General features: G+C 71.6%; 22 protein-coding genes. 8 read left to right on the top strand and 14 right to left on the bottom strand.

Going from position 1 to position 24,584, the window contains the following annotated elements; genetic code table 11:
• Positions 1-10: 10 nt before the first annotated feature.
• Positions 11-799, top strand: a complete 789-nt coding sequence (gene pssA, locus ML539_RS15220; protein WP_243325284.1) for a CDP-diacylglycerol--serine O-phosphatidyltransferase — start codon at positions 11-13, stop codon at positions 797-799.
• A 60-nt stretch (positions 800-859) separates the two neighbouring features.
• Here the strand turns inward: pssA and ML539_RS15215 are convergent, their stop codons facing one another.
• From ML539_RS15215 to ML539_RS15190, 6 genes are all read right to left on the bottom strand, one after another.
• Positions 860-1,360, bottom strand: a complete 501-nt coding sequence (locus ML539_RS15215) for a hypothetical protein (protein WP_243325283.1) — start codon at positions 1,358-1,360, stop codon at positions 860-862.
• A 77-nt stretch (positions 1,361-1,437) separates the two neighbouring features.
• Positions 1,438-2,811, bottom strand: coding sequence for a nucleoside transporter C-terminal domain-containing protein (locus ML539_RS15210; protein ID WP_243325282.1), 1,374 nt, complete (start codon positions 2,809-2,811; stop codon positions 1,438-1,440).
• Positions 2,812-2,820: 9 nt separating this feature from the next.
• Positions 2,821-3,177 (bottom strand): roadblock/LC7 domain-containing protein, encoded by a 357-nt coding sequence (locus tag ML539_RS15205; protein ID WP_243295441.1) that lies wholly within the window; start codon positions 3,175-3,177, stop codon positions 2,821-2,823.
• 67 nt (positions 3,178-3,244) lie between these two features.
• The gene (locus tag ML539_RS15200) at positions 3,245-3,619 is read right to left on the bottom strand and encodes a DUF2752 domain-containing protein (protein WP_243325281.1); all 375 of its coding nucleotides are present in this window, start codon (positions 3,617-3,619) and stop codon (positions 3,245-3,247) included.
• Entirely contained in the window at positions 3,616-4,266 is a 651-nt protein-coding gene (locus ML539_RS15195; RefSeq protein ID WP_243325280.1) for a hypothetical protein, read from the bottom strand. Before ML539_RS15195 ends, ML539_RS15200 begins: the two co-directional genes overlap by 4 nt.
• A 56-nt stretch (positions 4,267-4,322) precedes the next feature.
• On the bottom strand, positions 4,323-5,003 hold the full coding sequence (locus ML539_RS15190) for a hypothetical protein (RefSeq protein ID WP_243325279.1): 681 nt from the start codon (positions 5,001-5,003) through the stop codon (positions 4,323-4,325).
• Positions 5,004-5,115: 112 nt separating this feature from the next.
• Here ML539_RS15190 and bamD point away from each other — a divergent pair, with 112 nt between their 5' ends.
• From bamD to ML539_RS15165, 5 genes are read left to right on the top strand one after another with little or no spacing between them, the layout of a single operon-like run.
• A complete protein-coding gene (bamD, locus tag ML539_RS15185) occupies positions 5,116-6,606 on the top strand; it encodes an outer membrane protein assembly factor BamD (RefSeq protein WP_243325278.1) in 1,491 nt (496 codons plus the stop codon).
• 1 nt (position 6,607) lies between these two features.
• A complete protein-coding gene (locus ML539_RS15180) occupies positions 6,608-8,644 on the top strand; it encodes a hypothetical protein (RefSeq protein ID WP_243325275.1) in 2,037 nt (678 codons plus the stop codon).
• A 13-nt stretch (positions 8,645-8,657) separates the two neighbouring features.
• Positions 8,658-9,047, top strand: coding sequence for a hypothetical protein (locus tag ML539_RS15175; RefSeq protein WP_243325274.1), 390 nt, complete (start codon positions 8,658-8,660; stop codon positions 9,045-9,047).
• A gap of 51 nt (positions 9,048-9,098) precedes the next feature.
• The gene (gene aroA / locus ML539_RS15170; RefSeq protein ID WP_243325271.1) at positions 9,099-10,382 is read left to right on the top strand and encodes a 3-phosphoshikimate 1-carboxyvinyltransferase; all 1,284 of its coding nucleotides are present in this window, start codon (positions 9,099-9,101) and stop codon (positions 10,380-10,382) included.
• Positions 10,376-13,444 carry a sigma-54 dependent transcriptional regulator gene (locus ML539_RS15165; RefSeq protein WP_243325270.1) on the top strand — a complete coding sequence of 1,023 codons (3,069 nt, stop codon included), beginning with the start codon at positions 10,376-10,378 and terminating at the stop codon, positions 13,442-13,444. Before aroA ends, ML539_RS15165 begins: the two co-directional genes overlap by 7 nt.
• On the opposite strand, the gene mutL is transcribed toward ML539_RS15165, so the two are convergent.
• Genes mutL through ML539_RS15140 form a run of 5 tightly spaced genes read right to left on the bottom strand, consistent with a single transcriptional unit; the run spans position 13,401 to position 18,339 of the window.
• Positions 13,401-15,197 (bottom strand): DNA mismatch repair endonuclease MutL, encoded by a 1,797-nt coding sequence (mutL, locus tag ML539_RS15160; protein WP_243325268.1) that lies wholly within the window; start codon positions 15,195-15,197, stop codon positions 13,401-13,403. The genes ML539_RS15165 and mutL overlap by 44 nt on opposite strands.
• 25 nt (positions 15,198-15,222) lie before the next feature.
• On the bottom strand, positions 15,223-15,678 hold the full coding sequence (locus ML539_RS15155) for a hypothetical protein (protein ID WP_243325266.1): 456 nt from the start codon (positions 15,676-15,678) through the stop codon (positions 15,223-15,225).
• Complete coding sequence (locus ML539_RS15150; RefSeq protein WP_243325264.1) at positions 15,675-16,193, bottom strand: FMN-binding protein; 519 nt, start codon at positions 16,191-16,193, stop codon at positions 15,675-15,677. Before ML539_RS15150 ends, ML539_RS15155 begins: the two co-directional genes overlap by 4 nt.
• 8 nt (positions 16,194-16,201) lie before the next feature.
• On the bottom strand, positions 16,202-17,485 hold the full coding sequence (locus ML539_RS15145; RefSeq protein ID WP_243325262.1) for a TonB-dependent receptor: 1,284 nt from the start codon (positions 17,483-17,485) through the stop codon (positions 16,202-16,204).
• Complete coding sequence (locus ML539_RS15140; RefSeq protein ID WP_243325260.1) at positions 17,482-18,339, bottom strand: FAD:protein FMN transferase; 858 nt, start codon at positions 18,337-18,339, stop codon at positions 17,482-17,484. The genes ML539_RS15145 and ML539_RS15140 overlap by 4 nt, the downstream gene beginning before the upstream one ends.
• Positions 18,340-18,553: 214 nt before the next feature.
• Here ML539_RS15140 and ML539_RS15135 point away from each other — a divergent pair, with 214 nt between their 5' ends.
• Together ML539_RS15135 and ML539_RS15130 are read left to right on the top strand one after the other, a co-directional pair.
• A complete protein-coding gene (locus tag ML539_RS15135) occupies positions 18,554-21,118 on the top strand; it encodes a hypothetical protein (RefSeq protein ID WP_243325258.1) in 2,565 nt (854 codons plus the stop codon).
• A 19-nt stretch (positions 21,119-21,137) separates the two neighbouring features.
• Positions 21,138-22,316: a metallophosphoesterase gene (locus ML539_RS15130; protein WP_243325256.1), complete on the top strand. Its 1,179-nt coding sequence runs from the start codon at positions 21,138-21,140 to the stop codon at positions 22,314-22,316.
• A 1-nt stretch (position 22,317) separates the two neighbouring features.
• On the opposite strand, the gene ML539_RS15125 is transcribed toward ML539_RS15130, so the two are convergent.
• From ML539_RS15125 to ML539_RS15115, 3 genes are read right to left on the bottom strand one after another with little or no spacing between them, the layout of a single operon-like run.
• Positions 22,318-22,899: a YceI family protein gene (locus ML539_RS15125; RefSeq protein WP_243325255.1), complete on the bottom strand. Its 582-nt coding sequence runs from the start codon at positions 22,897-22,899 to the stop codon at positions 22,318-22,320.
• 40 nt (positions 22,900-22,939) lie between these two features.
• A complete protein-coding gene (locus ML539_RS15120) occupies positions 22,940-23,710 on the bottom strand; it encodes a putative DNA-binding domain-containing protein (RefSeq protein WP_243325253.1) in 771 nt (256 codons plus the stop codon).
• Positions 23,703-24,581, bottom strand: a complete 879-nt coding sequence (locus ML539_RS15115; RefSeq protein ID WP_243325251.1) for a DUF692 domain-containing protein — start codon at positions 24,579-24,581, stop codon at positions 23,703-23,705. Before ML539_RS15115 ends, ML539_RS15120 begins: the two co-directional genes overlap by 8 nt.
• Between the last annotated feature and the right edge of the window lie 3 nt (positions 24,582-24,584).

Below are 24,584 nucleotides of genomic sequence, written 5' to 3'. Positions count from 1 at the left end.
GAAGCGCGCCATGCGTCGGTCCATGTTCGTGCTGCCCTCCAGCATCACCATGGCCTCCATCTTCTGCGGCTTCTCCAGCGTGGTCATGTCCATCAACGCCGCCGGCGCCACCCCCGAGCGCTATTTCCTCTGGGCCGCGGGCCTGCTGGTGCTGGCAGGGGTTTTCGACGGCCTGGACGGCCGGGTGGCCCGGGCCACCAACACGGCCACGGAATTCGGCGTGCAGCTGGACAGCCTGGCGGACGTGGTCAGTTTCGGCATGGCCCCGGCCATCCTCGCCTACCGGTACGGATTCTTCCACCTGGGCATCCAGGATTCCCACCTGCGGGCCGTGGGCTGGGCGGCCTGCTTCGTCTTCACGGCGTGCGGCGCGCTGCGCCTGGCGCGCTTCAACGTGCAAGTGGGCGCCGTGGATCCCCGCTACTTCGTGGGCCTTCCCATCCCGGCCGGAGCGGCCTGCGTGGCCTCCGTGATCATCTGGAGGCCCACGCCCCCGGCAATGGCCCTTCATGCCTACGCGTTCGCCGCGGAGCTGTTCCTGGTCGGCCTCCTGATGGTCTCCACGATCCGATTCCCAAGCTTCAAGAAGCGCGCTGGCAGCCCCCGCGCCGCCATGCTGACCAGCTTCACCATCGTGTTGATCTTCGCGTTGATGATCCTTCTTCAGCAGCGGTTTTTCGTGGGCTTCTTCGCCGCCTACATCACCCTGGGCCTCATGCTGAACCTGGCCTGGAAGGCCGGCTGGCGCGGGATCGAGCCGCCGAGGGACGGAGCCGAGGATCTGGCGCACGTCCACTGATCGGTACCAGCGGAAAGGGGCTGCCAGGCAGCCCCTTTCCGCTGGTGTTCAGCCAGGACGTCAGAAGGTGGTCGCGCCCGGGGGCACAGGCACGCCCACCACGTTGGCGACCTTGACGTTGGCCAGCAATCGGCCCCCGGTCCCCGGTCCGATGGCCAACACGGCCCCCTGCTTCACGGCCGCCTCGGTGGTGGCCACGGTGGGGATCTTCTGGATCGCCATGCGCTGGATGATGAAGCTGGCCACGGAGGTGCCGTCCCCGGCCACATGATCACCTGCCAGGAGCACGACCGCGTCCGGCTTCCGGCCCGACAGGGCGGCGACCGCCCGGCCCACATCCTGGGGCCCCTTGATATCCACGACCAGGACCTTGAAGCCGTCCCCGGCCGCGGTCAGGGCGGCGACGGCCTTCTTGCTGCCCGCCGCGTCGCAGACCACCGCGAGGGTCTTCACCTGGGGCCAGGCCTTCCCCATGGTCCCGACGAGAGCGTCATAGTCTCCAGCCGCGAGCGGCAGAGAAACGAGGGCGCACGAGCACACCAGGGTCCTGAAACGGGCCATCCAAACCACCTCCAGCCCTTCCACTCTATCCCTGGATAACAGTTGTTGGAATATCGATTTTTTCGTACTGTTTTTTTCTAGGTCAAGATCCCTGCGATACACGCACTCAGGAAGTTGGCCAGGGTGCCAGCCAGCATGGCCCGCAGGCCCAGGCGGGCCAGGTCGCCCCGGCGCTCGGGCACCAGGGCCCCGATGCCCCCCACCTGGATGGCGATGCTGCTGAAGTTCGCGAAGCCGCACAGGGCGAAGGTCGAAATCAGCCGGGCCTTGGCGGAGAGGTTGGTCATGGCTCCCAGGTCCAGGAAGGCCACGAACTCGTTCACCACCATGCGCTTGCCCAGGAGGGACCCCACCTGGCCGGCCTCGATCCAGGGCACGCCCATGAGGTAGGCGAAGGGCTTGAACACCGTGCCCAGCACCACCTCCAGGCTGAAGCCCGGATGGATGGCCTTCATCAGCCCGTTGATCAGATAGATCAGGGCGATGAAGGCGATGAGCATGACCGCCACATTGAAGGCCAACTGGCCACCCTCGAAGGCGCCGCGGGCGGCCGCGTCCAGCACGTTGGCATCATGGGTGGGGATGTCGACCTTCACCTCGCCGGCGGTCTCGGGCACCTCGGTCTCGGGCTCCAGGAGCTTGGCCATCATCACCGCGCCGGGGGCCGTCATGATCACGGCCGTGAGCAGGTGGACGATGTCCACGTGGGCCACCTGCACGTAAGCCACCATGATGCTGCCGGACACGTGGGCCATGCCCGCCGTCATGATCACCATGAGCTCGCTGCGGGTCATGCGCGCCAGGAAGGGTCGGATGGTGAGGGGTGCCTCGGTCTGTCCCATGAGGATGCTGGCGGCCACGCTCACGCTCTCGGCCCCCGAAACCTTGAGGAAGCGCCCCATGGCCCGGGCCGCCGCGCCCACCACCCACTGCATGACGCCCATGTAGTAGAGCACCGCGAAGATGGAGGCCACGAAGATGATGGTGGGCAGCACGGCGAAGGCGAACACCATGCCCACCTTGCCGCCTGGCCCGTCGGAGAGCGAGCCGAAGACGAAGCTGGCGCCCTCGTGGGCGTAGGCCATGAGGTGCTCGACCACCACGCGCATCTTGTCGAAGGTGGAGCCCACCAGGTTGCCCCGGAGCAGGCCCAGGACGATGACGCCGAAGAGGCCCCAGTTGAGGGGCCTGTTCTCGTAGGACGCGAACCTCCGGAGCAGCATGGGCGTGAACATCAGCAGCAGCACCACCCACCCGGCCCCTTTCGGGAAGGGCAGGAAGGACAGCAGCCCCGCGATGGCCGAACCCTTGAGGACGATCAGGGCGAAGACCCACTGGAGGGCGAGCCCCCAGGCGATGGTCCGCCAGTGGATGGCGCTGCGCTTGTGCGACAGCGCGTACGCAATGGCCATGAAGGCCACGATTCCGGCCAGACCCATGAGGCGTTCCATCGGGGCTCCCTACAGTTCGGCGTTCAGGGCCTCGACGGCCTTCTCCATGTAGAAGCGGGCCCGGCCAAGCAGGCCGTCCCGCTGCATCACCAGCACCAGCGTGCACTGCTCCTTGGCGCCCATCATGAGGATCCAGTGCTGCTCCGTGGCGAAGGCCACCTGCTTGACCTCGCCGCGGTCGAACTCCTCCACCGCCTGCTGGAGGTGCCGCTTCACCACATGCTGGTAGGCCCCGAGAAGCTGCAGCCCCTCGTTGGAGACCTGGATGGTGCGGGAGCAGATGGGATCCCCGTCGCGATCGTTGAAGGTCGCGGCCAAGGCCTCGGGCACCTGTTCGATGAGCCGATCCAGGAGTTTCTGGAACATGATGGGACTCCGGCAATGCGTGCTGACAGCATGACCGCACTGGCGGGCCATGGCAAAACCCGGGCCTCTAGATCCCCCGGGCCGCCTGGAGCGCCCAGATCCCGGCCAGCAGGAGCCAGGCCCCGACCCGGAGGCCCCGGGAATCCGGAAGCGGCGGATAGGGATCGCCCCGCCAGGCCCGGCGGAGGTCCCAGAGGATCGCGACGGGCGCCGCGGCGGCGAGGATCGCCAGGGCCGGGTACCAATGAAGGGCCGCTCCCCACTGGCCCTGACCCAGGGCCAGGGTGCCGCGTGTCAGCCCGCAGGTGGCGCAGGCGACCCCCGTGACGCGCTTGAAGGCGCAGCCGGGAAGCAGACCGGCCCAGGGGGCCAGGAAGCCCGCCAGCCGGACGGTCAGCCCCAGGGCCAGGGCCACCAGCGCGATCCAGGGCACCCGCCTCACGGGCCCACCCGCAGCATCGCCAGCAGGACCACCGCCAAGCCGAGCGCACAGGTTCCCAGCAGGGCGGCATGGACCACGGTGGCGGCCATTCCCCGCCAGACGCCACAGCCGTGCCTGGCCCCCAGGGCGAAGCCGCGGAAGAGCCACAGGTAGCCATCCAGGGCCAGCAGCGGGAGGAACAGCAGTGGGCCGAAGACGGGCAGGAAGCCCAGCAGGCCGATCAGCGTGCCCAGGGCCGTAATGCGCAGGGCCTCGGCCTCGGCCACCAGGGTGGCCCGGAAGCCGCGCTTCGCCTTCAGCCCCCCCACCAGCCACAGCCCGGCGTGGTCCCAGACGGCGTCATGGATCCAGGTCCCCAGCACGCCCAGGGGCACGACCAGCAGCAGCCAGGGCCAGACGTGGCCGAATGCCGGTGAGGGCGGGAGGGACCGGAGCAGTTCCCGCAGCACGTCCGGATCGGCGCCCAGGGCCTGCTCCAGCCAGGTTGGCGGGGCGCTGCGCCGAAGCTGATCATAGGACTCGAGCGCTCGCCAGACCGTCAGGCCGGTGTTGGCCAGGGACAGCGGCACCCACACCGCCAGCATCCGGGCCAGGGCCCGGCCAAGGGTGGGCGGCGGATCGGTGAACGCCTCGGAGGGTCGGACCAAAGCCCGGAAGAGAGTCCGAAAAGGACCCCCGATCGCCTCCGTGAAGGGAACCCCCATCACTTCCTCAGGAACAGGGTCTCGAACTCGCGGAGGGCGATGGCATCGCCGTCCCGCTTGAGGGGGCCGTGGAAGTCCTGGGGGCTCAGGTCGGCGAACTCGCCGAAGGTGGCGACGTTCCCGTTGATGTAGGCGATGAACTCATCCTGCCGGTGCTTGATGTAGCCCCTGAAGGGTCGGGCGATGGCCCCCAGCAGGGCGGAGTCCAAAGCCGTCCAGGTCTGGAGGTGGGTCTCGAAGCCGTTCTTCCCCTCCCAGTAGCGGTACGAGGTGAGCATCTTCGCCTTCACGGCGAAGGGTGTCTTCAGACGGCCTTTCTCGGCCACGCCCTCCACGAGGTAGACCCGATGCCCAGGTCGCCGGTACACCAGGCGGAGCGTGCCCTTCAGCCCATGCGCGTCATCGATGCTCCAGGACCCGTCTGGATGGATGAAGGCGTAGAAGCCGGGCACGAACTGGCAGTGCCGCCACATGGCCGAGGCCAGCCGGGGGTGGTCGAAGAGCTTCTCCATGCTCGCCAGCCGCACATGCTTGGGTTGGGTCTGGGTCTCGAAGATGAAATCGGCCCGATCGATGATGTCCAGGGCCTCGGCCTGGGCCGCCGGGGGGAGCTGGGCCAGGAAGGCCGGCGGCTGGGCCTGGAGGCAGACGGCCAGGAGGGCGAAGATCGCGGCACGCATACCCAAGACGCTAGCACCTCCCCGTGGCCGCCGGGGCTCCAACGGCGCCACCGGTTGGCCCCGGACCGGATCCCGGGTCGCGGCTATGCTTTTCCTCTGTCCCGAGGCTTCCATGCTGCCCGTCCCCTCCAGGTCCCGCGTCTGGTCCCGCGTCCCGGTCGCCCTGCTCTGCGCCCTCCTGGTCCTGGTCCAGGTGGCCGGGCGAGCCCAGGGAGCCGACTTGGCCGAACGCCTGTACCAGAGCGGCGAACGCGCCTACGCGGCCAAGGCCTACCAGGAGGCCGCGGACACCTGGGGCCAGCTGCTCCAGTCCGCCCCTGGAAGCGTGTTCGCCCCGCGAGCCCTCCTGGGGCTTGCCCGGCTCCAGGTGGAGGTGAACCACAAGCCCGAGGCCGCCATGCCCTTCCTGGACCGGCTCAAGGCCGACCACATCCGGACCCCCGAAGCCGCGGAAGGCCTGCTGCTGAGGGGGACCCTGCTCGCCCGGCAGGCCCGCCGCCCGGCGGAGCTCAAGGACGCCATGGCCGAGTTCAACCGCGTCATCGACCTCTTCCCGGAGTCCCCGGCCGTGCCCGAGGCCCGGTTCCGGCTGGGCCGCGCCTGGCGGGACCAGGGGCAGTGGGGCCGGGCCCTCCAATGCTTCGTGGAGGCCTTCCGCCTTCATCCGGACGCCGCCATGGCCCCCCGGGCCATGCTGGAGGCCGCGGAGACCATGGACCTCCTGGACGATCTGCCGGGCTGCCTCCGGATGCTCCAGCGGCTGCGAACCCTGGCCCCCCACACGCCCGAAGCGGAGGAAGCCGCCTGGCGCACGACCGTGAGGGTGAGGCATCGGCTCCAGAAGCCGCCCCTGACCAACGAAGGATCCTGGCCCGCAGGGCGGGTGAAGTGGCTGCGGACGCCGATCCTCCTGGCCACCGCACCGGACGGGGATCTCCTGATCTACCAGAACGACCTGGACCATGCCTTCCGGCTCCACGGGGGTGAGTTGGCCCCCACCGGTCCTGCCGCAGCCGGAGCCAAGGCCATGGTCGTCTCGCCCACCGGCGAGGTCTGGCTTCTTTCCAAGGGCAGCCTCGCGCGGGAGCAGGCGGCCCCCATGCCGCTGAACAACCTCGGCGCTCCCAGCGGGGCCGCCCTGGACCGCTGGGGGTCGCTCTGGGTGGCGGATGCGAAAACCCCGGCCCTGACCGTCTTCAACCTGGATGGCACCTCCCGCACCGTGGCCTCCCCCACCGCCAACGCCCTGACCACCCTGCCCACGGGCGGCATGGCCATCGCCTCGGACGCGGATCGCAAGCTGCTCTTCCTGGATGCCGATGGCCAGCCGCGCGTGGTGGTCCCCTACGGCAAGGATCTCCCGGCCCCCTTCCGGAACGTGATCGCCCTGGCCTCGGATGGGGCAGGGCAGGTGGCGGTCCTGGTGGATGGCGGCGACTTCGGGGAGGGCGTCCTGGTCCTCGATCCCCATGGCGCGGTGCTTCGCCAGGCCACCTTCAAGAGCCTGGGCATCAGCGGCCGCATCACGTCGCTCGCCCTGGACCGCTCCGGCGGCCTCATCCTCTGCGACCGCCGCAACGACCTCCTGTACCGGTTGAACTGACATGCGCCTGCGCCGACTCCTCCCCTTTGTCTTCCTGCTGAGCCTGGGCCTCGGCGCCCAGGATGCGGCCCTCAAGGACACCTTCCTCCAGGCCAAGGCCCTCTGGGCCACCCAGGGAGATCGCGAGGGCGCCACGACCCGCTTCGAGCAGGTGGTCGCATCCCTGTCGCCCAAGGCCGCCGCCCTTGATCCCACCTGGGCCCAGGTGCTCTGCGAAAGCTACAACTGGCTGGCGGTGCTGGACGACCGCAGCCCCCAGACCAAGCCCCGGGCCCAGGCCCGCCTCCAGGCGCTCATCGACCTGAACCCGGACTTCGAGGTGGATCGGACCCTCACTTCCCAGCGCCTGATGGCCCTCTTCGACCGTCTGAGGGCGGAGAACTACGCCCCCGTGCGGCTCAGCTACGCACCCGAAGGGGGGACTTTGATCGTGGACGGCCGTCCGGGGTCTCCCCAGGCCCGTCGCTTCCTCCCCTTCGGCTCGCACAAGCTGACCTACAGTCGCCCGGGCTATGCGCCCGTCGACCTGATCCTCGACCTCGTCTCCGGGGACGCCAAGTCCGCGGACTTCAAGCTCACGCGCATCTCCTCCACCGTGGCCCTGTACGTGCGGCCGAGCGGTGCGGAGGTGCTTCTGGACGGCCGCAGCCTGGGCCATGCCAAAGGCCAGGCGGGCCCGGATGCCGCCCCCCTGGTGGCGCCCCTGGGCCTGCGCCCGGAGGAGGTCTCCGAGCCCTTCATCATCGGCGAGCTGGCCCCGGGCAAGCACCAGCTGGAGCTGCGGGCTCCCTGCCACCGGACCAAGGTGCTCGAGATGCAGGCGGATCTGGCCACCCCCTTCGCCGACCACATCCTGGAGCCCATCCGCCTGGACCCTTCCAAAGGCATCCTATCCGTCCAATCCGCCTGGCCCGGCGGCGAGCTCTTCCTCTCCGGCCAGAGCCAAGGCCCCCTGCCCGTGGCACAGCTGCCGGTCTGCTCAGGTTCCTATGATCTGCTCGTCCGCTTCCCGGCCGGTGGCTTCTACCGGCGCATCACCGTGGAGGAGGGCAAGGCCCTCGCGGTGGAGGCCCGGCCGAAGCCGCGCCTCGCCTTCCTGGGCCTGGAGGGAGACCTGGAATTCACCGGCCGGGCCCGGCTCCTGTCGCAGCTGGAGGGCCTTGGCGAACGCCTTCAGCAGGTGGCCTACCTGCCCGCCCATCCTGGCGAGACACCCCAGGAGGCCCTGGCGCGGGTGAGGGCCTCGCGGGAGGCTGAACTCATCCTCTCCGCCATTCCGATGCCGGGGAAGGTGGTCCACCAGGTGGAGCTTCGGATCTCGACCCTCGAGGGCGAGGAGGAGCGGCTGCTGGTGAAGCCCCTGGAGGAGGATCCCCTGGGGCCCCTCGTGGCCCGTCTCAACGCCATGCCCCCGCTTCATGAGCCCGGTCTGGGCCTGTCCCTCCTCGATCTCCCCGGAGAGCCGGGCCCCTGGGTCCTGTCCGCCTCCGAGGCCGATCAGAAAGCGGGCATCCAGGTCGGCAGGGCCCTCACCCTGGCCAACGGCAAACCCGTGGCATCGGTCCAGGCCCTGCGCCAGGTGCTGGCTTCCGCGAAGGGGTCCGTGACCCTCAGCCAGGGGGGTTCCCCCGTGAGCCTTCCGGTCCAGGACGAGGCCTTGGAGCTTCCCCTGGGCTCCCCGGCCCTCTGCTACCCGGCCGTCCTGGCCCGCCTGCGGCTGGACTACGCTGGGGCGAAGGCGGGGGACGAGGCGAACCTCATCCGGATGAACCTCGGCCTGGGCCTCATGCACTTCCGGCGGTATGACAAGGCCATCGAGCTCCTGCGGGACGCCCGGCTCGGCACCACGAGCGGCGTGAGCCAGGGCACCCTCGACTACCACACAGGCCGGTGCTTCCTCCGCCTGGGCAGCGCCTACCAGGCCGAAGCAACGCAGGCATTCCGGCAGGCACTGAAGTATCCTCAGGCAACCCTGCTCGGCCCCGATGGCCCCCTGGTCGCCCCCCTGGCCCGACAGGCCCTTGAAGACCTGAAGTAGTTTGGAGGAACCCATGAAGCGTCAGCGCGGCGAAGGCAAGATCGGCTGCATCGTCTCCCTGCTCGTGTTCGGCACCCTGGCCGCCGCCGGCTACAAGGCCGTTCCGGTCTACTACAGCGACAGCGAACTGGTGGACGCCTGCGACTTCATCGCCAGCAGTGCCGCCAAGAAGCCCATCGAGACCGTCGAGCGGGAAGTCCGGGATAAGGCCCGGGAACTGCAGATCCCAGAGGTGCTGACGGACAAGAATGCCATCCGGGTCGTCAAGAGCGGCAGCGGCGAGGCCGGTACCTGCACCATCACCCTCCGCTACAAGCGCACCATCGACTTCTACGGCACCTACCAGTGGACCAAGGAGACGAACAAGCGCATCTCCAAGCCGATCTTCGAGAACATCGGCTGATCCCTCCTTCGATGGGCTTGCGGCGGGGGGCCGGGCGCGGCACCCTGCCATATGCTCCTGTCACTTCCTGAAGACACCTCCCTGCCCCGGGGAGCGGCGCTGCACCCGGTCCGGGTGCCCGGATCGAAGTCCGTCACCAACCGGGCCCTCCTGCTCGCGGCGCTGGCGCCGGGCACCAGCCGGTTCCGCGGGGGATTGGAGGCCGAGGACACCCGCTGGATGCGGCGGGCCCTGGCGGGACTCAGGCTGGAGATCCAGGAGGACGGCGACCTGTGGCGCGTCGAGGGGGGCCGTCGCCCCCACGCGGATGCCCCCCTCTGGCTCGGCGCCTCCGGCACCACCCTGCGCTTCCTCCTGCCCTGGCTGGCCCTGAAGGCCGAAGGCCCCGTGCGGCTCGAGGGAGATCCCCGCCTCTTCGAGCGCCCCCTGGGGCCCCTGCTGGCCCCCCTGGAAGCCCTGGGCGCCGCCTGGGAACCCAATGCGAAGGGCGCCTGGCTGCGCCCCGCGGCGAGCGCCCCGGAGCGCCTGGACCTAGAGGTGGATGCCCGCCTCAGCAGCCAGTTCCTCACGGGGCTGGCCCTGGCCGCGGCGGCCCTGCCCGGCGGCGGGATCCTGCGCTGGATGGAGGTGGCCAGCCCCAGCTACCTGGCCCTCACCACCCAGTGGCTTCGGCGCTTCGGCTGCGAAGCGCGGCTGGAACCGGGGCAGTGGCTCATCCCCGGCGGCGCCCTGGTCCCGCAGGACCTTGTTCTGCCCGGCGACTGGAGCGGCGCTGCCGCCTTCCTGGCCGCCGCCGCCGCCACGGGCCGGACCCTCCGCCTGGCGCCCCTGGACCCCGACGACGCCCAGGGCGACCGCGCCATGGTGGCCATCCTCCAGGCCGCGGGATGCCGCGCCCGCTGGACCGGGCCCCAGGATCTGGAACTGGAAGGGCCGCTCCAGCGCGGGTTGGAGGCGGATCTCACGGACTGCCCGGACCTGGGCCCCGTGCTGGCGGCCCTGGCGGCCCTGGCACCGGGTCCCTCGGAGCTGCGCGGACTGCACACGCTTCCCCTCAAGGAGTGCGACCGCCTGGACGCCTCGGCGGAGCTGGTGCGCTGGCTGGGGGGCCGCGCCGAGGTGATCGGCGATCACACCCTGCGCGTCCAGCCTGGGCCCCGGCCCGGTCCCCGACCTGGAGCCCGGCCGCCCTTCGATCCCCGGAACGATCACCGCATGGCCTTCGCCGCCGCCGTGGGCGGCCTGCACTGCGGCGGCGAGGTCCGGGATCCCCACTGTGTGGCGAAGACCTTCCCGGATTTCTGGGAGGTCTGGCGCGGGATGCTGGGGTGCTGAAGGCCTCCTGGCTGGGCCATTGGAAGGCCCCCTGGGGCCTGGACCGGGGACGGCGCTGGGGAGACCCGGCCTGGGCCCTGGCCGCCATCGCCCAGGCCTGGATGCTGGGGGGGCGCGAGGGCCGCTGGCCCCGGCTCGCCCAGGAGGCCCGGCGCCCCTTCGGTCCCCAGGTGACGGCGCCACCCACGGCCTTTGGCCCCCGCCCCGACCCTGCCTGGGTGGCCCTCCTGCGCCACGGCAGCCCCGCCGTACCGGCGGACCGGCGGGGCGCCCGGGAGAGCGAACTGTCTGCTTGGGCCTGGGAAGCCTTGCTGGAGGGAGATGGCGGCCCGTGGATGGCGGCGGGATCCGTCCTCCTCGACCGGTCCCAGCGCCTGCGCTGGATCGCGGTCCTGGGGGCCGTGGAAGAGGGCGGCCGCCTGGTGCTCCCGCCCTTCCTGGAGATCCTGGTGCCGTCCGACCTCCACCCCCTGCCGCCGGAGTGGTGGATGTTCCTGCTCCGGAGCCAGGACGCCGAGGGACGCCTGCTGCCGGAAGGCACCCTGGATCCGTCGCTGCCCTGGCCGCTCCTGCAGGCCTTGGCCGGCCCCCTGGCCCTCGAGGGGTCCTGCGAAGAACTGGCCCCGCATCCCGGTGCGCCCTGGCTGGCGGAGCTCGCCTCGGGACGGCTTGTGCTGGATCCCCGCCTGCGGGCCTGGGCCCGGGGCGCGGGCGCCTCCCCGTCGGGTCTCGCCCCCTTGGCTTCCGGCGACCTCGCGGGCGGCGGGCTTCCGGACGCGTCCCTGACGGCCTTCCTGCGCCTGGAGCTGACCGAGGATCAGCCGAAGGGCTGGCGCAGTGCCCTGGAGGCTGACATCCAGGAAGCCCTCCACCGGCCTGCGCCACCCACGCCCTCAGGCGACCCCGCCTGGGACCGGATCCGCATGCGCTGGGGCGGCGAGGCGGCCCCGCCGGCACCGGGCTACCCGGACTGGGGCACCTCGGCCCATCCCTGCGCCGACCCCTTCCACTGGATGGCCGAGGGCCTGCGGGCGGACTCGGCCTGCGATCCAGAGGGCTCCCTGCGGGCCTTCACCCTGGCCCACGCCCACTTCCTGCGGCTGGGGGCGCCAGGCTGGGCGGAGCGGGCCGCCTCCAACGCCGCGCACCTGGCCCTCAAGTGGGCGGACCTCCCTGCCCACGCTCGCTGGGCCGCCCTGCGCGGACCCCTTCCCCAGCCCTGGCAGGACCTGGAGGAGGCCCAGCTCGCGGACGTGAACCTCGACCCGGACGCGGCCCTGGTGCGGATCCGCCGCCTGGTGGCGGCGCATCCGGAGGTTCCCGCGGCCTGGGGCCTCCTGGCCCTGCACGGAGCGGATCGGGAGCGCTGGGATCTGGTCCGGGAGGCCCTGCCCCAGGTCCGGACCCACCCCTACGCCCGATTCCTGGAAGCCGCTTTGGGTCCGCTGACGGATCCGCCCCCGGCGGGCGCGGATCCCGAGACCCGTCTCAGCTGGGAGGCCCACCGGCTCTTCCGGGGTACCGGTGATCCTCCGGCCTTCTGGGCGGCCTGGCGAGGCTGCCCCACCCAGATCATGCGCCTGGAGCTGGGCCTGCAGGTGCTGGAGCGGCGGCCGGACCTCCGCCGGGCCGAGCATCTGCTGGCGCTCCAGGCCATCGCGGATCGCGCCCATGCGCCCCGCCACCAGGAGCGCCTGGCGGTCCTCTGGCCCCCAGTGGAGGCCGTTCCGGCCCAGGACGCCGAAGCCGTGCTGGATCGATGGCTGGCGCAGCGATCCACCCCCACCTGGCTGGTCTGGGGTGCCGGGGCCGAGGTTCGTACGCTGGGCGCCGGCGATTCGCCTCCCGAAGGGGCCCTGGGCCGGCTGGCCCGGGAGGGCGGCCTTGCCCCCTTCCGGCAGGACGGCTGGGTCTGGCGAGGCCACGCCTTGCGGTGGGACGGCTGTCCCGTGGGTGGCATCCTGCTCGCCCAGGCGCCGGAAACCGCCCCCGCGGCCCCGGTGGAGCCCCTGCTCCTGGCCCCCTGGCTGGCCCGGCTTCAGGAGATCCGGCCCCTGGACTCTCTGGAGGATGGCGGCCTGCTGCTCACGGATGGCAGCGAACCCATGGCTTCGGTGCTGCGGGAGCTGGACCGCGTGGCCGCCTCGGATCTGCCGGTGCTGATCCTCGGGGCCACGGGCACGGGCAAGGAGCTGGCGGCCCGCGAGCTGCACCGGCGCTCGGGCCGCTCGGGCCCCCTGGTGGCTGTGAACTGCTCCGCCTTCGCCGAGGGCCTGCTGGAATCCGAGCTCTTCGGCCACGTGAAGGGCGCCTTCACCGGGGCCGATCGTGACCGGCGCGGCGCCATCGAAGCCGCCCGGGGCGGGACCCTGTTCCTGGACGAGGTGGCGGACCTCTCCCCACGCCTCCAGTCCCTGCTGCTGCGGGTGCTCCAGGAACGAGAGATCCGGCGGGTGGGCTCGGACCAGGTCATCCGCGTGGACGTGCGCTTCGTCGCCGCCACCCATCGGGACATCGAGGCCCTGGCCACGGCGGAGTCCTTCCGGCGTGACCTGCTCTATCGCCTCCAGGGCGCGACTTTGCGTCTGCCGTCCCTCTCAGCCCGCCGCCACGAGTTCCCGTTCCTGCTGCCCCGCCTGGTGGTGAAGGCGGCGGCCTCGGCCCGGCGGCCGGTGCCCGCCCTGGCGCCCGGCCTGCCCCAGGCCCTGGCCCGCCTGCCCTGGGCGGGGAACGTGCGGGAGCTGCTGCACGCACTGGAGCGCGGCCTCCTCCGCTGCGAGGGCGGCACACTGAGACCGGCGCACCTGCCGGAGTTGAGCGCACCGGCCGTCCAGGCGCGAAGCTGGGAGGAGGCCACCCAGGCCTTCCAGCGGCGACTCCTGCTGGACACCCTCCAGGCCTGCGGGTTCCGGGTGGCCGAAGCCGCCGAGACCCTGGGCCTGGCCCGTCCGGCCCTCTACGCCACCGCCAAGCGCCTGGGCGTGGACCTGGTGGCCGAGCGGAGCCGCTCGGAAGGACCTACAGCCGCCGCCCGAAGCTCCGCTCCAGATCCTCGAGGGTGAGCTTCTTGAGGATGGGCCTTCCGTGGGGACACGTGTTGGGCACCTCGCAGGCCAGCAGGTCCCGGATGAGGCCCAGGGCCAGCTCCGGGGGCAGGGCGTGGTGCTTCTTGATGGCCGCGCGGCAGGCCAGCTCGGCGTTGAGGTCCCGACGGAACACGTCCAGATCCACGCGGCCCTCGCGCTCGAGCCGGGCCAGCAGGTCCTCCAGCAGGGCCTGGGGATCGCGGTCCGCCAGGAAGTCCGGCAGGCCGCGCACCACCAGGGCGCCATCTCCGAAGGGCTCCGCCTCCACGCCCGCCGCCGCCAGCTCCGAGAGGAAGGGTACGAGCCGCGCCAGGGCCTCCGGCCCGATCTGCACCACCTGGGGCGGCATCAGGGCCTGGATGGCGGGGGCGTGACGGCGCAGGAAGAGCCGCTCGAAGAGCACCCGCTCGTGGGCCACGTGCTGGTCCACGATCCACAGCTCGGGCCCCCGGTCCCCTTCGATTTCCGCCAGAAGATACGTCTGCTGGAACGAACCCAGGTAGCGGATGGCACCGCTGGGATCCAAGTTCTCGGCGACCCCTGGAGACCTCGGTTCGTAGGCGTAGATCGTCTCCAGGGGCCGTGTGCTGAACGCCGCATCGAGGGCCTGGTAGGCCCCCGGGGCCCCGACGGAATGATCGGACCAGAGGCGGGGATGCTGGGCTGCGGCCCGGCGCGAAGGATCCAGCTCGAACTCGGCCTCGAGCGGTTTCGGCGGGAGCTCCAGCACGGAAGCCAGGCCGCCCCGGAGTTGCGCCCAGGCCTCCTCGGCCCCGCCCCGCACCCAGGCGAAGATCCGCTGGGGCTCGCGGAAGCGGACCTCGGCCTTGGTGGGATGCACATTCACGTCCACCGCCTCCGGAGGCAGTTCCAGGAAGAGCACGGCCGCCGGGTACGAGCCCCTGGCGAAGGTGCCGGACCAGGCCTCGCTGAGGGCCGCCAGCAGCAGGCGGTCCCGCACCGCACGGCCGTTCACGAAGAGGTAGAGGTGGTTGCGGTCGCGGAAGCTGAGGTCCGGCGGCGAGACGAAGCCCCGCAGGCGCCAGGGGGGCTCGCCGTTCACGAAGGGCACGAGGCGGCCCAGCTTCTCGCCCAGCAGGGGCGCCAGGCGCTGGCCCGCGTCCTCCACGGGCGGCAGCACCAGGGGCGCGCCGCGGTCCGGGCGCACGGTCCAGTGGACGCCGGGGGAACTCAGCGCCAGGCGCGCCACGGTGCCCCAGAGCTGGGCGTGCTCCGTGTCCGTGGACTTCAGAAAGCGCCGCCGCGCCGGCAGCTGGGCGAAGAGGTCGCGCACGGCGACCGTCGTGCCCCGGCTGCGGGAGACGGGCGAGACTTCCCTGATGACGCCGAACTCGCAGCGCAGCCGGTGGCCCGCGCCATCCGATTCGGCGCTGGCGAGGTCGAAGCGGCTCACGCTGGCGATGCTGGGAAGGGCCTCGCCGCGGAAGCCGAAGGTGCCCAGGTGCCCCAGATCATCGGCCGTGCGCACCTTGCTGGTGGCGTGGCGCTCCAGGGCCAGGTACAGGTCGTCCCGGGCCATGCCCGAGCCGTCGTCGGCCACCTCCAGCAGGCGCTTGCCGCCCTCCTCCCAGGCGATCTCCAGGCGCCGGGCCCCGGCGTCCAGGGCGTTCTCCACCAGCTCCTTCAGCACCGAGCTGGGCCGCTCGACAACCTCGCCCGCCGCGATCTGGTTCGCGACCTGGTCGGGGAGCACGCGGATCTTGGCCATGGCCTAGACGCTAGCACCTCCCCTGTCAGGTCAGGGCGACGACCCGAGCTGGCGACGCCTCGGGCGCCCGCTTCGTCCGGAGGAGGAGGTGGCCCAGGTAGGCCAGCAGGAAGAGGCCGGCGCTGATCCCGTGGACCCAGGCCAGGGCCGTGCGCCAGGCAGGATCGGTCACCACCTGGATGCCGTAGCCGCTCAGCACCATGGGCGCGATGAGGAAGGCCGCGCCCAGGCCCGTGCGGCGGCCCTCCGACCCCTTCCTCAACCGTGCCTGGAGATGGCCGCGCACGGTCATGCCCAGGGCGAAGAGGAGGAGGGGCGCCGTGAGCACGTGAAGGTGCTGGGCCGCGGGCAGCCAGGGGTGGGGCTCAGGGCCGAACTCCCCGGCCCGCTGCCCGAACCAGCGCAGCAGGCCGTCCATGAGACCCGTGCCTGCCGTGGCCAGGGCGGCCAGATGCAGGCTCCAGCGCTCCCAGGCGCTCATTTCGCCTCCTTGTAGAGCACCTGGTGCAGGGCCAGGCAGCGGCGGGCCGCGTCCGTCATGGCGTTCGCGGTGAGCGTGGCGCCCGACAGCGGGTGGATGGCGCCCTTGAGGGTGAGCTGCGGGTCGAGGCCCTTCCCCTCGAACTGCTTCACCCAGGCCTCCTTGGCCATGTATTCGGCGGGCTCGTGGAAGGCCACGGCCTCCACGCGGAGGATGCGGCCTTCGGGGGAGATCGCCACCAGCAGCGTCTCGTTCAAGGTGCGGACCCGGTGGGTGTCGAAGAATCCGACACCCACCAGGGTTCCGTTCCGCCGCGCCTCGTAGGCCACGAGCCAGCGCCCCGGCACCTCGATCTGCGCCAGGGCCTTCGCGCGGCCCGCCTGGGTTTCGCTCAGCGCGAATTCCTTCCGGGCGAACTGGGCGCCGGGGAAGGCAAGGGCCAGGGCCTCCTGCGTGGTGGGCAGGGCGGCGAAGAGCGGCAGGGAGAAGGCGAGGGGGGCCAGGATGCGGATCATGGAGGGCCTCAGAAGGTGTAGCCCAGGGCCAGGCTGAACTGGTCCCGGCCCGTGTGGGCGCGGTTCTCGTCGCGGGTCCAGTCGGCCTTCACGGCCACCTGGGGGATGGGCTTGTAGGCCACGCCAGTGGTCAGGAGCGTGCGGTCCCGGCTGCCGTCCGCGAAGACGCCCGCCGCCACCTGCTGCTGGGCGTCGAGACGCTCGTAGCGGACATAGGGGATGAGGGCCTGCCGCGAGCCGCGGAGGAGGTCATAGCCCGCCTCCAGGTAGCCGCCCCACTGCTTCGTGCCCACTTCGCGGGCCGGGTCCGCGACATCCAGGGCCGCCACGGCCCCGGCGGTGTTGGAGGCGCGGGTGTAGAGGCCGCGGACCTGGAAGCCCCGGGCCCGGTATTCGGCGTGGGCGTCCCACACGGTGGTGGTGAGTGCTTCGCCGAGGCCCGTCTGGTTGCTGTTGCCGGTGTAGAAGCTCGCACCCGCCAGCACGCCGGGGATGGGCGTCCAGTCCAGGCGGCCTGTCCAGGCCAGGCTCTGGGCGTTGGCCTCCTTGCCGGCCTGGCGGCCACCGCGGATGCCCGAGGCGCCGAATCCCGAGGCGTCCAGGCCGTTCATGAGATAGACGCGGTAGGTGAGGTTGCCGGGCAGGTCACCGTGGACACCCACCCCATTCTCGTGCCAGGTGGCGGGAATGAGCGTGCGCTCGACCATGGGCCGCCGGGCGCCCAGGAAGGCCGGAGGCTCGTGCAACTCGTTGATGAAGCCCATGGGCACCAGCATCTGTCCCGCGCGGATGTTGAACGCCTTGTTGATCAGGAAGTCCAGGTAGGCGAACTCGACGACCACTTCCCCCTCGGGCTTGTCGTCGCTGTAGCCGCCGTGCTCGAACTCGATCTCGGAGTTGAACACGATGCGGTCCGTGAACTTGTAGCCGGTGTAGAGCACGAGGCGAAGGGCGTCGAGCTTCTTCTCCGTGCCGACGTGGCTGCCGTCCTGGAGGGTCGCGGCCTTGTTCTCGTAGAGGAACTCACCGTAGCCGCCGATGCTTAGGCCCGACGGCACCGCGTAGACCTTGCTGGCGCCTGCGCCCAGGCCGAAGCGGCCCTCTTCCGCCACGACTGGCATCGCGCTGCCGGCCTTCTGGCTCTCGAGCTCCCGGGACATGGCGTCCAGGCGGCGCTCCAGGTCGGCGATCCGCTGGTCGGCACTGGGGCGCTTCTCCGTGTCCGGCTTTTCCTGGGCGAAGGCGGGCGCGGCCAGCAGCGCGCACATGAGGGGGGTGAGGAGGGACTTCATCGGGTCTCCTGGGAAATCAGGGTGGGGTGGAGGGATCGGAAGGCCGGTGTCATCCGCACCGAGCCGTCGTGGAGGAGGAAGGCGGCGGCCACGCCCTGGCGCTCGGCCCAGGCAAGGCCCGCATCGGGGCCCATCACGTCGAGGGCCGTGGACAACACGTCGGCCGTGAGAGCATCCGCGGCCACCACCGCAGTGCTGCCCCAGGCGGGACACGGCTCGCCCGTACGGGGATCGAGGATGTGGCGACCCCGCTCGGAGGTGCCGCTGCTGGAGAGCGACGCCTCGCTCAGGGAGAGGGTGAGGCGGGCCTGACGACGATCCCGGGGATCGGCCACGGAGGCCTCCACCGGCACACCCCAGGCCAGCAGCTGGCCGCCGAAATCCAGCAGGCCCGCGGGCGTGCCCGCCGCCTGGCGCAGGCGGTCCAGAGCGTAGCCCTTGAGGAAGCCGCCTTCTTCCACCCCCGCCCCGGGAAGGGCCAATCGGGCCGTGCCTGCGGCTCGATCGAGGATCAGGAGGGCGGCGCCCGAGGCGCGACGTGCGGCCGCCAGGACCACCGGCGTCGGCGTCCGGCCCCCTTCCCGGATGCCCCAGGCCCGCACCAGGGCCATCAGGACGGGGTCGAAGGCCCCGTCCGTGCGCGCCTGCCAGGCCTTCATCCGCGCCAGCAGGTCAAGCCACTCGCGGTCCAGCGCCACGGGGCGGCCCTGGGCCGCGTTCAGGCGGCTCCAGGGGGAGGCCGGGTCCCAGGTGGAACACGCGGCCTCAAGGCGGGCAGCCTCCGCCAGCGCCGCCCCCGAGGCCCGGCCGAGGTCCCCGGGGCCCTCCAGGTGCAGGCTCAGCTCCGTCCCCATGGCGAGTACGCGGCGATCCAGGGCCGGCCGCTCCGGAGCGACCAAAGCAGAGACAACCGGAGCCGGCCCAACCAAAGCGGTCGCCGGAAGGGAGAGGGGGGGCATCACAAACATGAGAATGAGTCTCACAACAACTGATTCCACATTTCAACCCAAATTTGAGATGAATTCTCAAATTATGATCCCCATCACACCCTGGGTTCACACTGGGGCCATGCGCCTCCGGACCCTGACACCCGCCCTGGCCCTCTTTCCCGCCCTGATCCAGGCGGCCCCGGCCCGGGTCCAGGCGCCCGACGCGCGCTGGCTCACCTTCGCCACGGCGCACTACCGGATCCACTGCCCGGCGGCCTTCGAGGCTTTCGGCTGGGACGTGGCCTCCCGCGTGGAAGGGATTCATTCCCAATACCTGGGGCTGGTCGGCTTCGCCTACGAGAAGCCGGGGAAACCCATCGACATCCTGATCCTGGATCCCGTGATGGAGGCCAACGGCCTGGCCTTCCCCATCCTCCCTCGTCCCCACGTGGTGCTGTGGAAGACGGAACCGGCACCCGACTCGCCCATCGGTCACCACCGGGGCTGGGCCGAGCTGCTGCTGGCCCACGAGCTGGGCCACATGCACCACCTGCTGCGTCCGGCCCTGAAGCCCAGCCTCTGGCGGCGCTGGACCGAGGTGCTGGGGCCCCTGGCGGAGAAGTCCCCCCGATGGGTCACCGAGGGCTACGCCACCCTCATCGAGGGCAAGCTCACGGGCAGCGGCCGCCCCCACAGCGCCTTCCGCGCGGCGGTGCTGCGGCAGTGGGCCCTCGAAGGCAAGCTCCCCACCTACGAGGACCTGAGCGGCACCCAGGGCTTCCTGGGCGGGAGCCTGGCCTACCTGGGCGGCAGCGCCTACCTGGCGTGGCTGGAGACCACCTCCGGCGACCCGAAGGTGCTCCAGACCCTCTGGATCCACCTGGCGGGGAAGCGCGACTTCGACGCGGCCTTCACCGCCACCTTCGGCTTCGCGCCCAAGGACGGCTACCAGCGCTTTTGCGCCGAGCTGACCCACACCGCCCTGGAGCTGGAGCGCTTCGCCAAGGCCCAGGGCCTGCGCGAGGGAGACCTGGTCACCCAGCTGCCCGGCTGGGCCACGGACCTGGCCGTGAGTCCCGACGGCACCAAGCTCCTGGCCCGGGTGCAGTCCGCCAAGAAGCCCGGCCTCTACGTCTGGGACCTGAAGGCCACGCCCAAGGCCGCCAAGCCCCAGCCCGGAGAGCCCCCCGACCGCGCCTCCCTCGTGCCGGTGTTGCCTCCAATGCGGCGGCTGGGGCCCATCGATGGCGCCCTCCCATGGAAGCCTGTCTGGACGGCCCCGGACGCCATCGCCTTCCAGCTGCGCCTGCCGGACGAAGAGGGGGTGCTGAGGCCCCAGGCCCGGATCTGGACCTTGGGCCAGGGCGTGCGTCGCGCCTCCGCCATCGCGGCAAAGCCCGCCGCGGCGAAGCCCACCGCCGCGGCCGGCCCCTCGTGGAAGGAGGTGGGCGGTGTCTGGAACGTGGTGGATGCCGCAGGAAGGCCCCTCACGCGCACCCTGGCCGCCGCCTGGAACCCGGTGGCCACGCCGGACGGCAAGTGGATCTACTACACCCAGCTCAGCGCCACGGGCGTCCAGATCCGCCGCCTCGACGCCACCCTGCCGCCCCTTGAGCCCCGCGACCTGCCCAAGGATCCCGCCGCACTGATCAAGGACCAGGTTCTCCCCCGGCCCGACGAGCCGAGCCCCCTGCCGCCGCCGGTCCCCGTGGCGCCCCACCCCTACCGCGTCGGGGAGAGCCACGAAGCCTTCTCCCTGGCGGGCTACAGCTTCACTCCATCGGGAGAAGTCATCCAGCTTGGCGCCGGAGGCAACGACATCCTGGGCCGCCTGAACTGGCAGGCGCTGGCAGGGCTGGGGGACGGCGCGGGCCCCCGGGGCGGCATGGCCGGCGCGGCCTGGCGCGGCTGGCGCTGGGCGCCTTCGCTCCAGGTCTTCTCTCTCCTGGAGCGCCCCTCCAGCCAGCGGTTCGAGCCCGTGGCAGGCTTCGACCGCGAGCGCCGGGGCGTAGAGCTGGCCTTCGACCGGGAGGACCTGGGCCGGCCTCACTCCCACATCCGGCCCATCCTGGCCTACGAGCGGGTCGCGCTCCAGGGCGGGGCCTCGATCAGCCGGGCCCTCTGGGGCGTGGAGGCCGGCCTGGGCAGCTCCTGGAGCCGGGACCGGCAGGGTCTCCGTGCCGCCCTGGCGGCCCGGGAACAGCGCGGCCGCACGGACGGCCAGACCTGGACCCTGGCGCGCGCCACCCTCACGCTGCGCTGGATCAACCCCTGGTCCCCGCTGACGGTGCGGCTGGAAGAGGGCCGCCAGGGCGGCGACCCTTCGGCCCTGGACCGCTTCCACCTGGGCGGCGTGGGGACCTCACTGCTGCCCACCTCCCTGGACGCCAACCGCGTGGTCCAGGCGGCCCTGCCCGCCTACACGGCCACGGGCGACCGGCTGCGTCGCCTGCGCGGCGACCTGGGACTCGGCCCTCTCACGGTCTACGTGGAGCACGCGGCCGTGTGGCAGGATCCCGATCCCCGGCCCTCGGCCCGGCGGGTGGCGGGCCTGGAGCTGGACAGCCGGAACCTGGGACTGCCCATGGACGTGGTGCGCCGCCTCGCCGGGAACCTGTCCTTCGCCCTGGGCCTGCATCGCCCCTTGGACGGCGCCATGAAGGGTCGTACCGTGGGAACCCTCAGCGTGATCGTGCGGCCGTGATGTCATCCTGGGAATCCTGATGCTCTTCCTCACCGGCCTCGTCCTCATCTTCCTCGTCCAGTGGCTGCACCTGCGCCTGCTGCGACTGGAACTGCCGAGCCGGTACCATCGGGCGCTGCCCTGGATCCTGGGGCTCATCCACATCCCCCTGATCCTCTTCGCCGGGCTCCGCATCATCGGCCTGGGCGGCCATGGCGCCCTGCCCCTCCTGCGGGGCATGGCCCGAGGGGGGTTCTACTTCCAGGCCTTCACGGTCCTCCACCTGCTGGCTGGCATGGCGGCCGAAGGCCTCTGGCACCTGTGGAGCCGCCACAAGCCCGAGCCCCCGGGCGAGGCCCTGGACCCCGGACGGCGCGCCTTCCTTCGGACCGCTGCCCTGGCGAGCACGGGAGCCGCGGTGGCCTTCGGCGCCCGGGGCGCGCGGGAGGCCTATGGCGATCCGGTCATCACCCGCCACGAGCTGGCCTTCACGAACCTCCCGCCGGGGCTCGAGGGTCTCCGCCTCGCCCAGCTCAGCGACCTGCATTCCGGCCCCCTGGTGGGCCCGGAGCTGGTGCGCCGGTGGCGGGACCTCACGGCCCGGGAGCGGCCGGACCTGCTCCTCATCACCGGCGACCTGGTGGACAGCCGGCCCGACGAGCTGGGGCCGGTGGTCGACGCCTTCGCGGGCTTCCCGGCGGCCTTCGGAACCTTCGCCGTGCTCGGCAACCACGACTACTTCGATGATCCCCGGCCCATCTGGCGGGACCTGGAGGCCGCCGGCATCCGCTGCGTGGAGAATGCCTCCGCCCTGGTCCGCCGGAATGGCAGCACCCTGGCGGTGATGGGCCTCCAGGACCCGATGGCCCGGAACGGCCGGTTCCGGCGCATGGTCTTCGGGCCCGGTCCCCGGCCCGCGGAGGCCACCCGCGACGTGCCCGTCGACGCCTTCCGCCTCTGCCTGAACCACCGCCCCAGCGAATGGGAGGAGGCCCTGACCGCGGGCGCCCGCTTGACCTTGTCCGGGCACACCCATGGCGGCCAGATCAATCCCATCCCCGGCGTCAGCAGCGCCCACCTCATCGGCCCCCGCACCCAGGGCTTCTACCGCCAGGGCGAGGATGTGCTCTACGTGAGCCGCGGCCTGGGCGTGGTGGGCCTCCCGCTGCGCATCGCCGCCCCGCCGGAGATCGCGATCTTCACGCTGAGGCGGGCCTGATCTACTTCTTTCCCGGCGGGTCGAAGAAGCCCACCAGCATCAGGTCCAGCTCCACCTGCCGCTTCAGGCTGATCTTGGCGGCCACGCTGTCGGCTCCCAGGCCGTAGTCGAGGCGATCCAGCGGCACCGTGGCCCGGTACGCCCATGTGTGGGCCCCGGCCCCGTTCGTGCCCTCCGCGGGCGTGAAGGGCAGGCTCAGCTCCCGGCTCACCCCATGCATCGAGAGCGTGCCGCGCACCACCACCTTGTCCCCGTCCCGCTTCACCTCCCGCGACACGAAGGTGATGGCGGGGTGCTTCGCCACGTCGAAGAAATCCGGTGAGCGCAGGTGCTCGTCACGCGTGCCGTTGGCGGTGTCCACGGAGCGGGCGTCGATGTCCAGGCGGACCTTCGCGCCCTCCAGCGTGGCCGGATCGCCCTGGATGTCGGCCTTGTAGCGCGTGAAGCGGCCCGGCACGTCGAAGAGCAGGGTGGACGCCTTGAAGCCCAGCACCGTGTGCGTGGTGTCCACCCGGAAAGTCCGGCCCTGGGCCGTGAGGGAAAGGGTCAGCAGAAGCAGGGGCGCGAAGGCGCGGAGTCGCATGGGGACCTCGATGGCTGGGGGATGACAGGGGGGACAAGAATCAGTGGGGCGCGCGGAAACCCAGGACGGCGCCCTGCCGGCGCAGGTCCCGGAGGAGGTCGAGCGCCGGGGCCGGATCGGCGAAGCCCAGGGCCGCCGCGGATTCGGCCAGGGGGCGCGTGCGGGCTTGGAGAAGCAAGGCGGCGGTGGCCGCCGTGAGCTCCATGACGCGGGCCTCCCCTTCCGCGTCCCGGAACGCCAGGAGGTGGGTGGGCCGCGCCTCGGGCACGGGAGCCGCCTCGGTGGCCCGATGCACGGCGTGGGCGTAGGCCACCACCTGGGTTCCGGGGTCAAGCCACACAGTATCCCCGGGCCTCGGGTCATCATGGAGATCCTGGCGCGGGTCGGCCTCCGGGAAGCGGGCCACCAGCACCTCCAGGAGCTCCGCGTGGGCCAGCTCCGCCAGGAAGGGCCAGCGGTCCTGGCCCCAGCCCGTATCCACGAGCCAGCCCAGGAAGCTGGGGGCGATGTCGCGGTAGTGGGTGCTCCGCACCACCCGGGCCGACAGGAAGGCCTGCACGCACGACGCCCAGACCTCCGCTCCCTCGAGCAGGGCCTTCAGCACGGGGAAGGTGGTGTCCAGGGGTTCCGTGAGGCTCAGGCGGGCCAGCTCCCGGTACAGGTCCATGGCCTCGGGCTGCTCGCGGAAGGCCTGCTGGTCCGCCGCCGGGAGCCCCAGGCGTTCCGCCGGCGCGCCGAAGTCTTCCGGCTCCTCGTCCAGAATCAGGGAAGCCATGGCCCGCTGGAGACGGAAGGTAGGGGACTCAGGCATGGACGGCCTCCGCCGGCGCGGTCTCCGTTGGAGCCAGCGCCGCATCGTAGGCGACCTGAATCCGGGCCCGCTCCGCCAGGAGGTCCCCGAAGTCCGGGATGTGGTTGTCCCGCTCCAGCAGCACCGGGACGGGCCGCCCCAGGCGGGCGAGGGTCCACTGCATGAGCTCGATGACGGGGTCGATCACGTCCGCCCCGTGGGTGTCCACGGTGATGGATCCGAACTTCCTGTGGCCGGCGATGTGGATCTGGGCGACGCGGTCCAGGGGCATGCGGGCCAGCCAGGCCTTGGGATCGAAGCCGAAGTTGAGGGCGTTCACGTAGACATTGTTCACGTCCAGCAGCCAGCCCACGTCCGCGCCCTCAAGCACCTCCGCGATGAACGCCGCCTCATCCATCTCGGGCTCGCCAAGGTGGGCGTAGTAGGTGATGTTCTCCAGCAGGAGCGGAACGGACAGCCGGCCCTGGAGGTCCCTGGCCCGGGCGATGGCGTGCCGGGCCGCCTCGCGGGTGAAGGGCAGGGGCAGCAGCTCGTGGAGGCAGCTGCCGTCCACGCCCGTGAAACAGAGGTGCTCGGAGTGCCAGGGCGTCCCCGTGCGGACCAGGAAGCGGTCCAGTTCCCGCAGGTAGTCCCCATCCCAGGGATCGAAGCCGCCGAGAGAGATGGCCAGGCCGTGGGTGAGGACCGGATCCCGGTCGAGGATGGCGGAAGCCAGCCGGTGGTGGCGGCCGCCATCCCCGATCAGGTTCTCCGGGCAGGTCTCCCAGAAGGGGACGCCGTGGCCCTCCTGGCCCGCCACCTCCTCGAGGTGGGCGCGCCGGAGTCCCAGGCCCACGCCCTGGAAGGATCCGGGAGATCTGCCCTGAGCCACGCG

Origin of the sequence: Geothrix sp. SG200, from assembly GCF_022808935.1 — a bacterium.
Classification (GTDB): domain Bacteria; phylum Acidobacteriota; class Holophagae; order Holophagales; family Holophagaceae; genus Geothrix; species Geothrix alkalitolerans.
The sequence above is the reverse complement of the archived record's forward strand: the minus strand, read 5'-3'. Positions and strand labels throughout refer to the sequence as shown.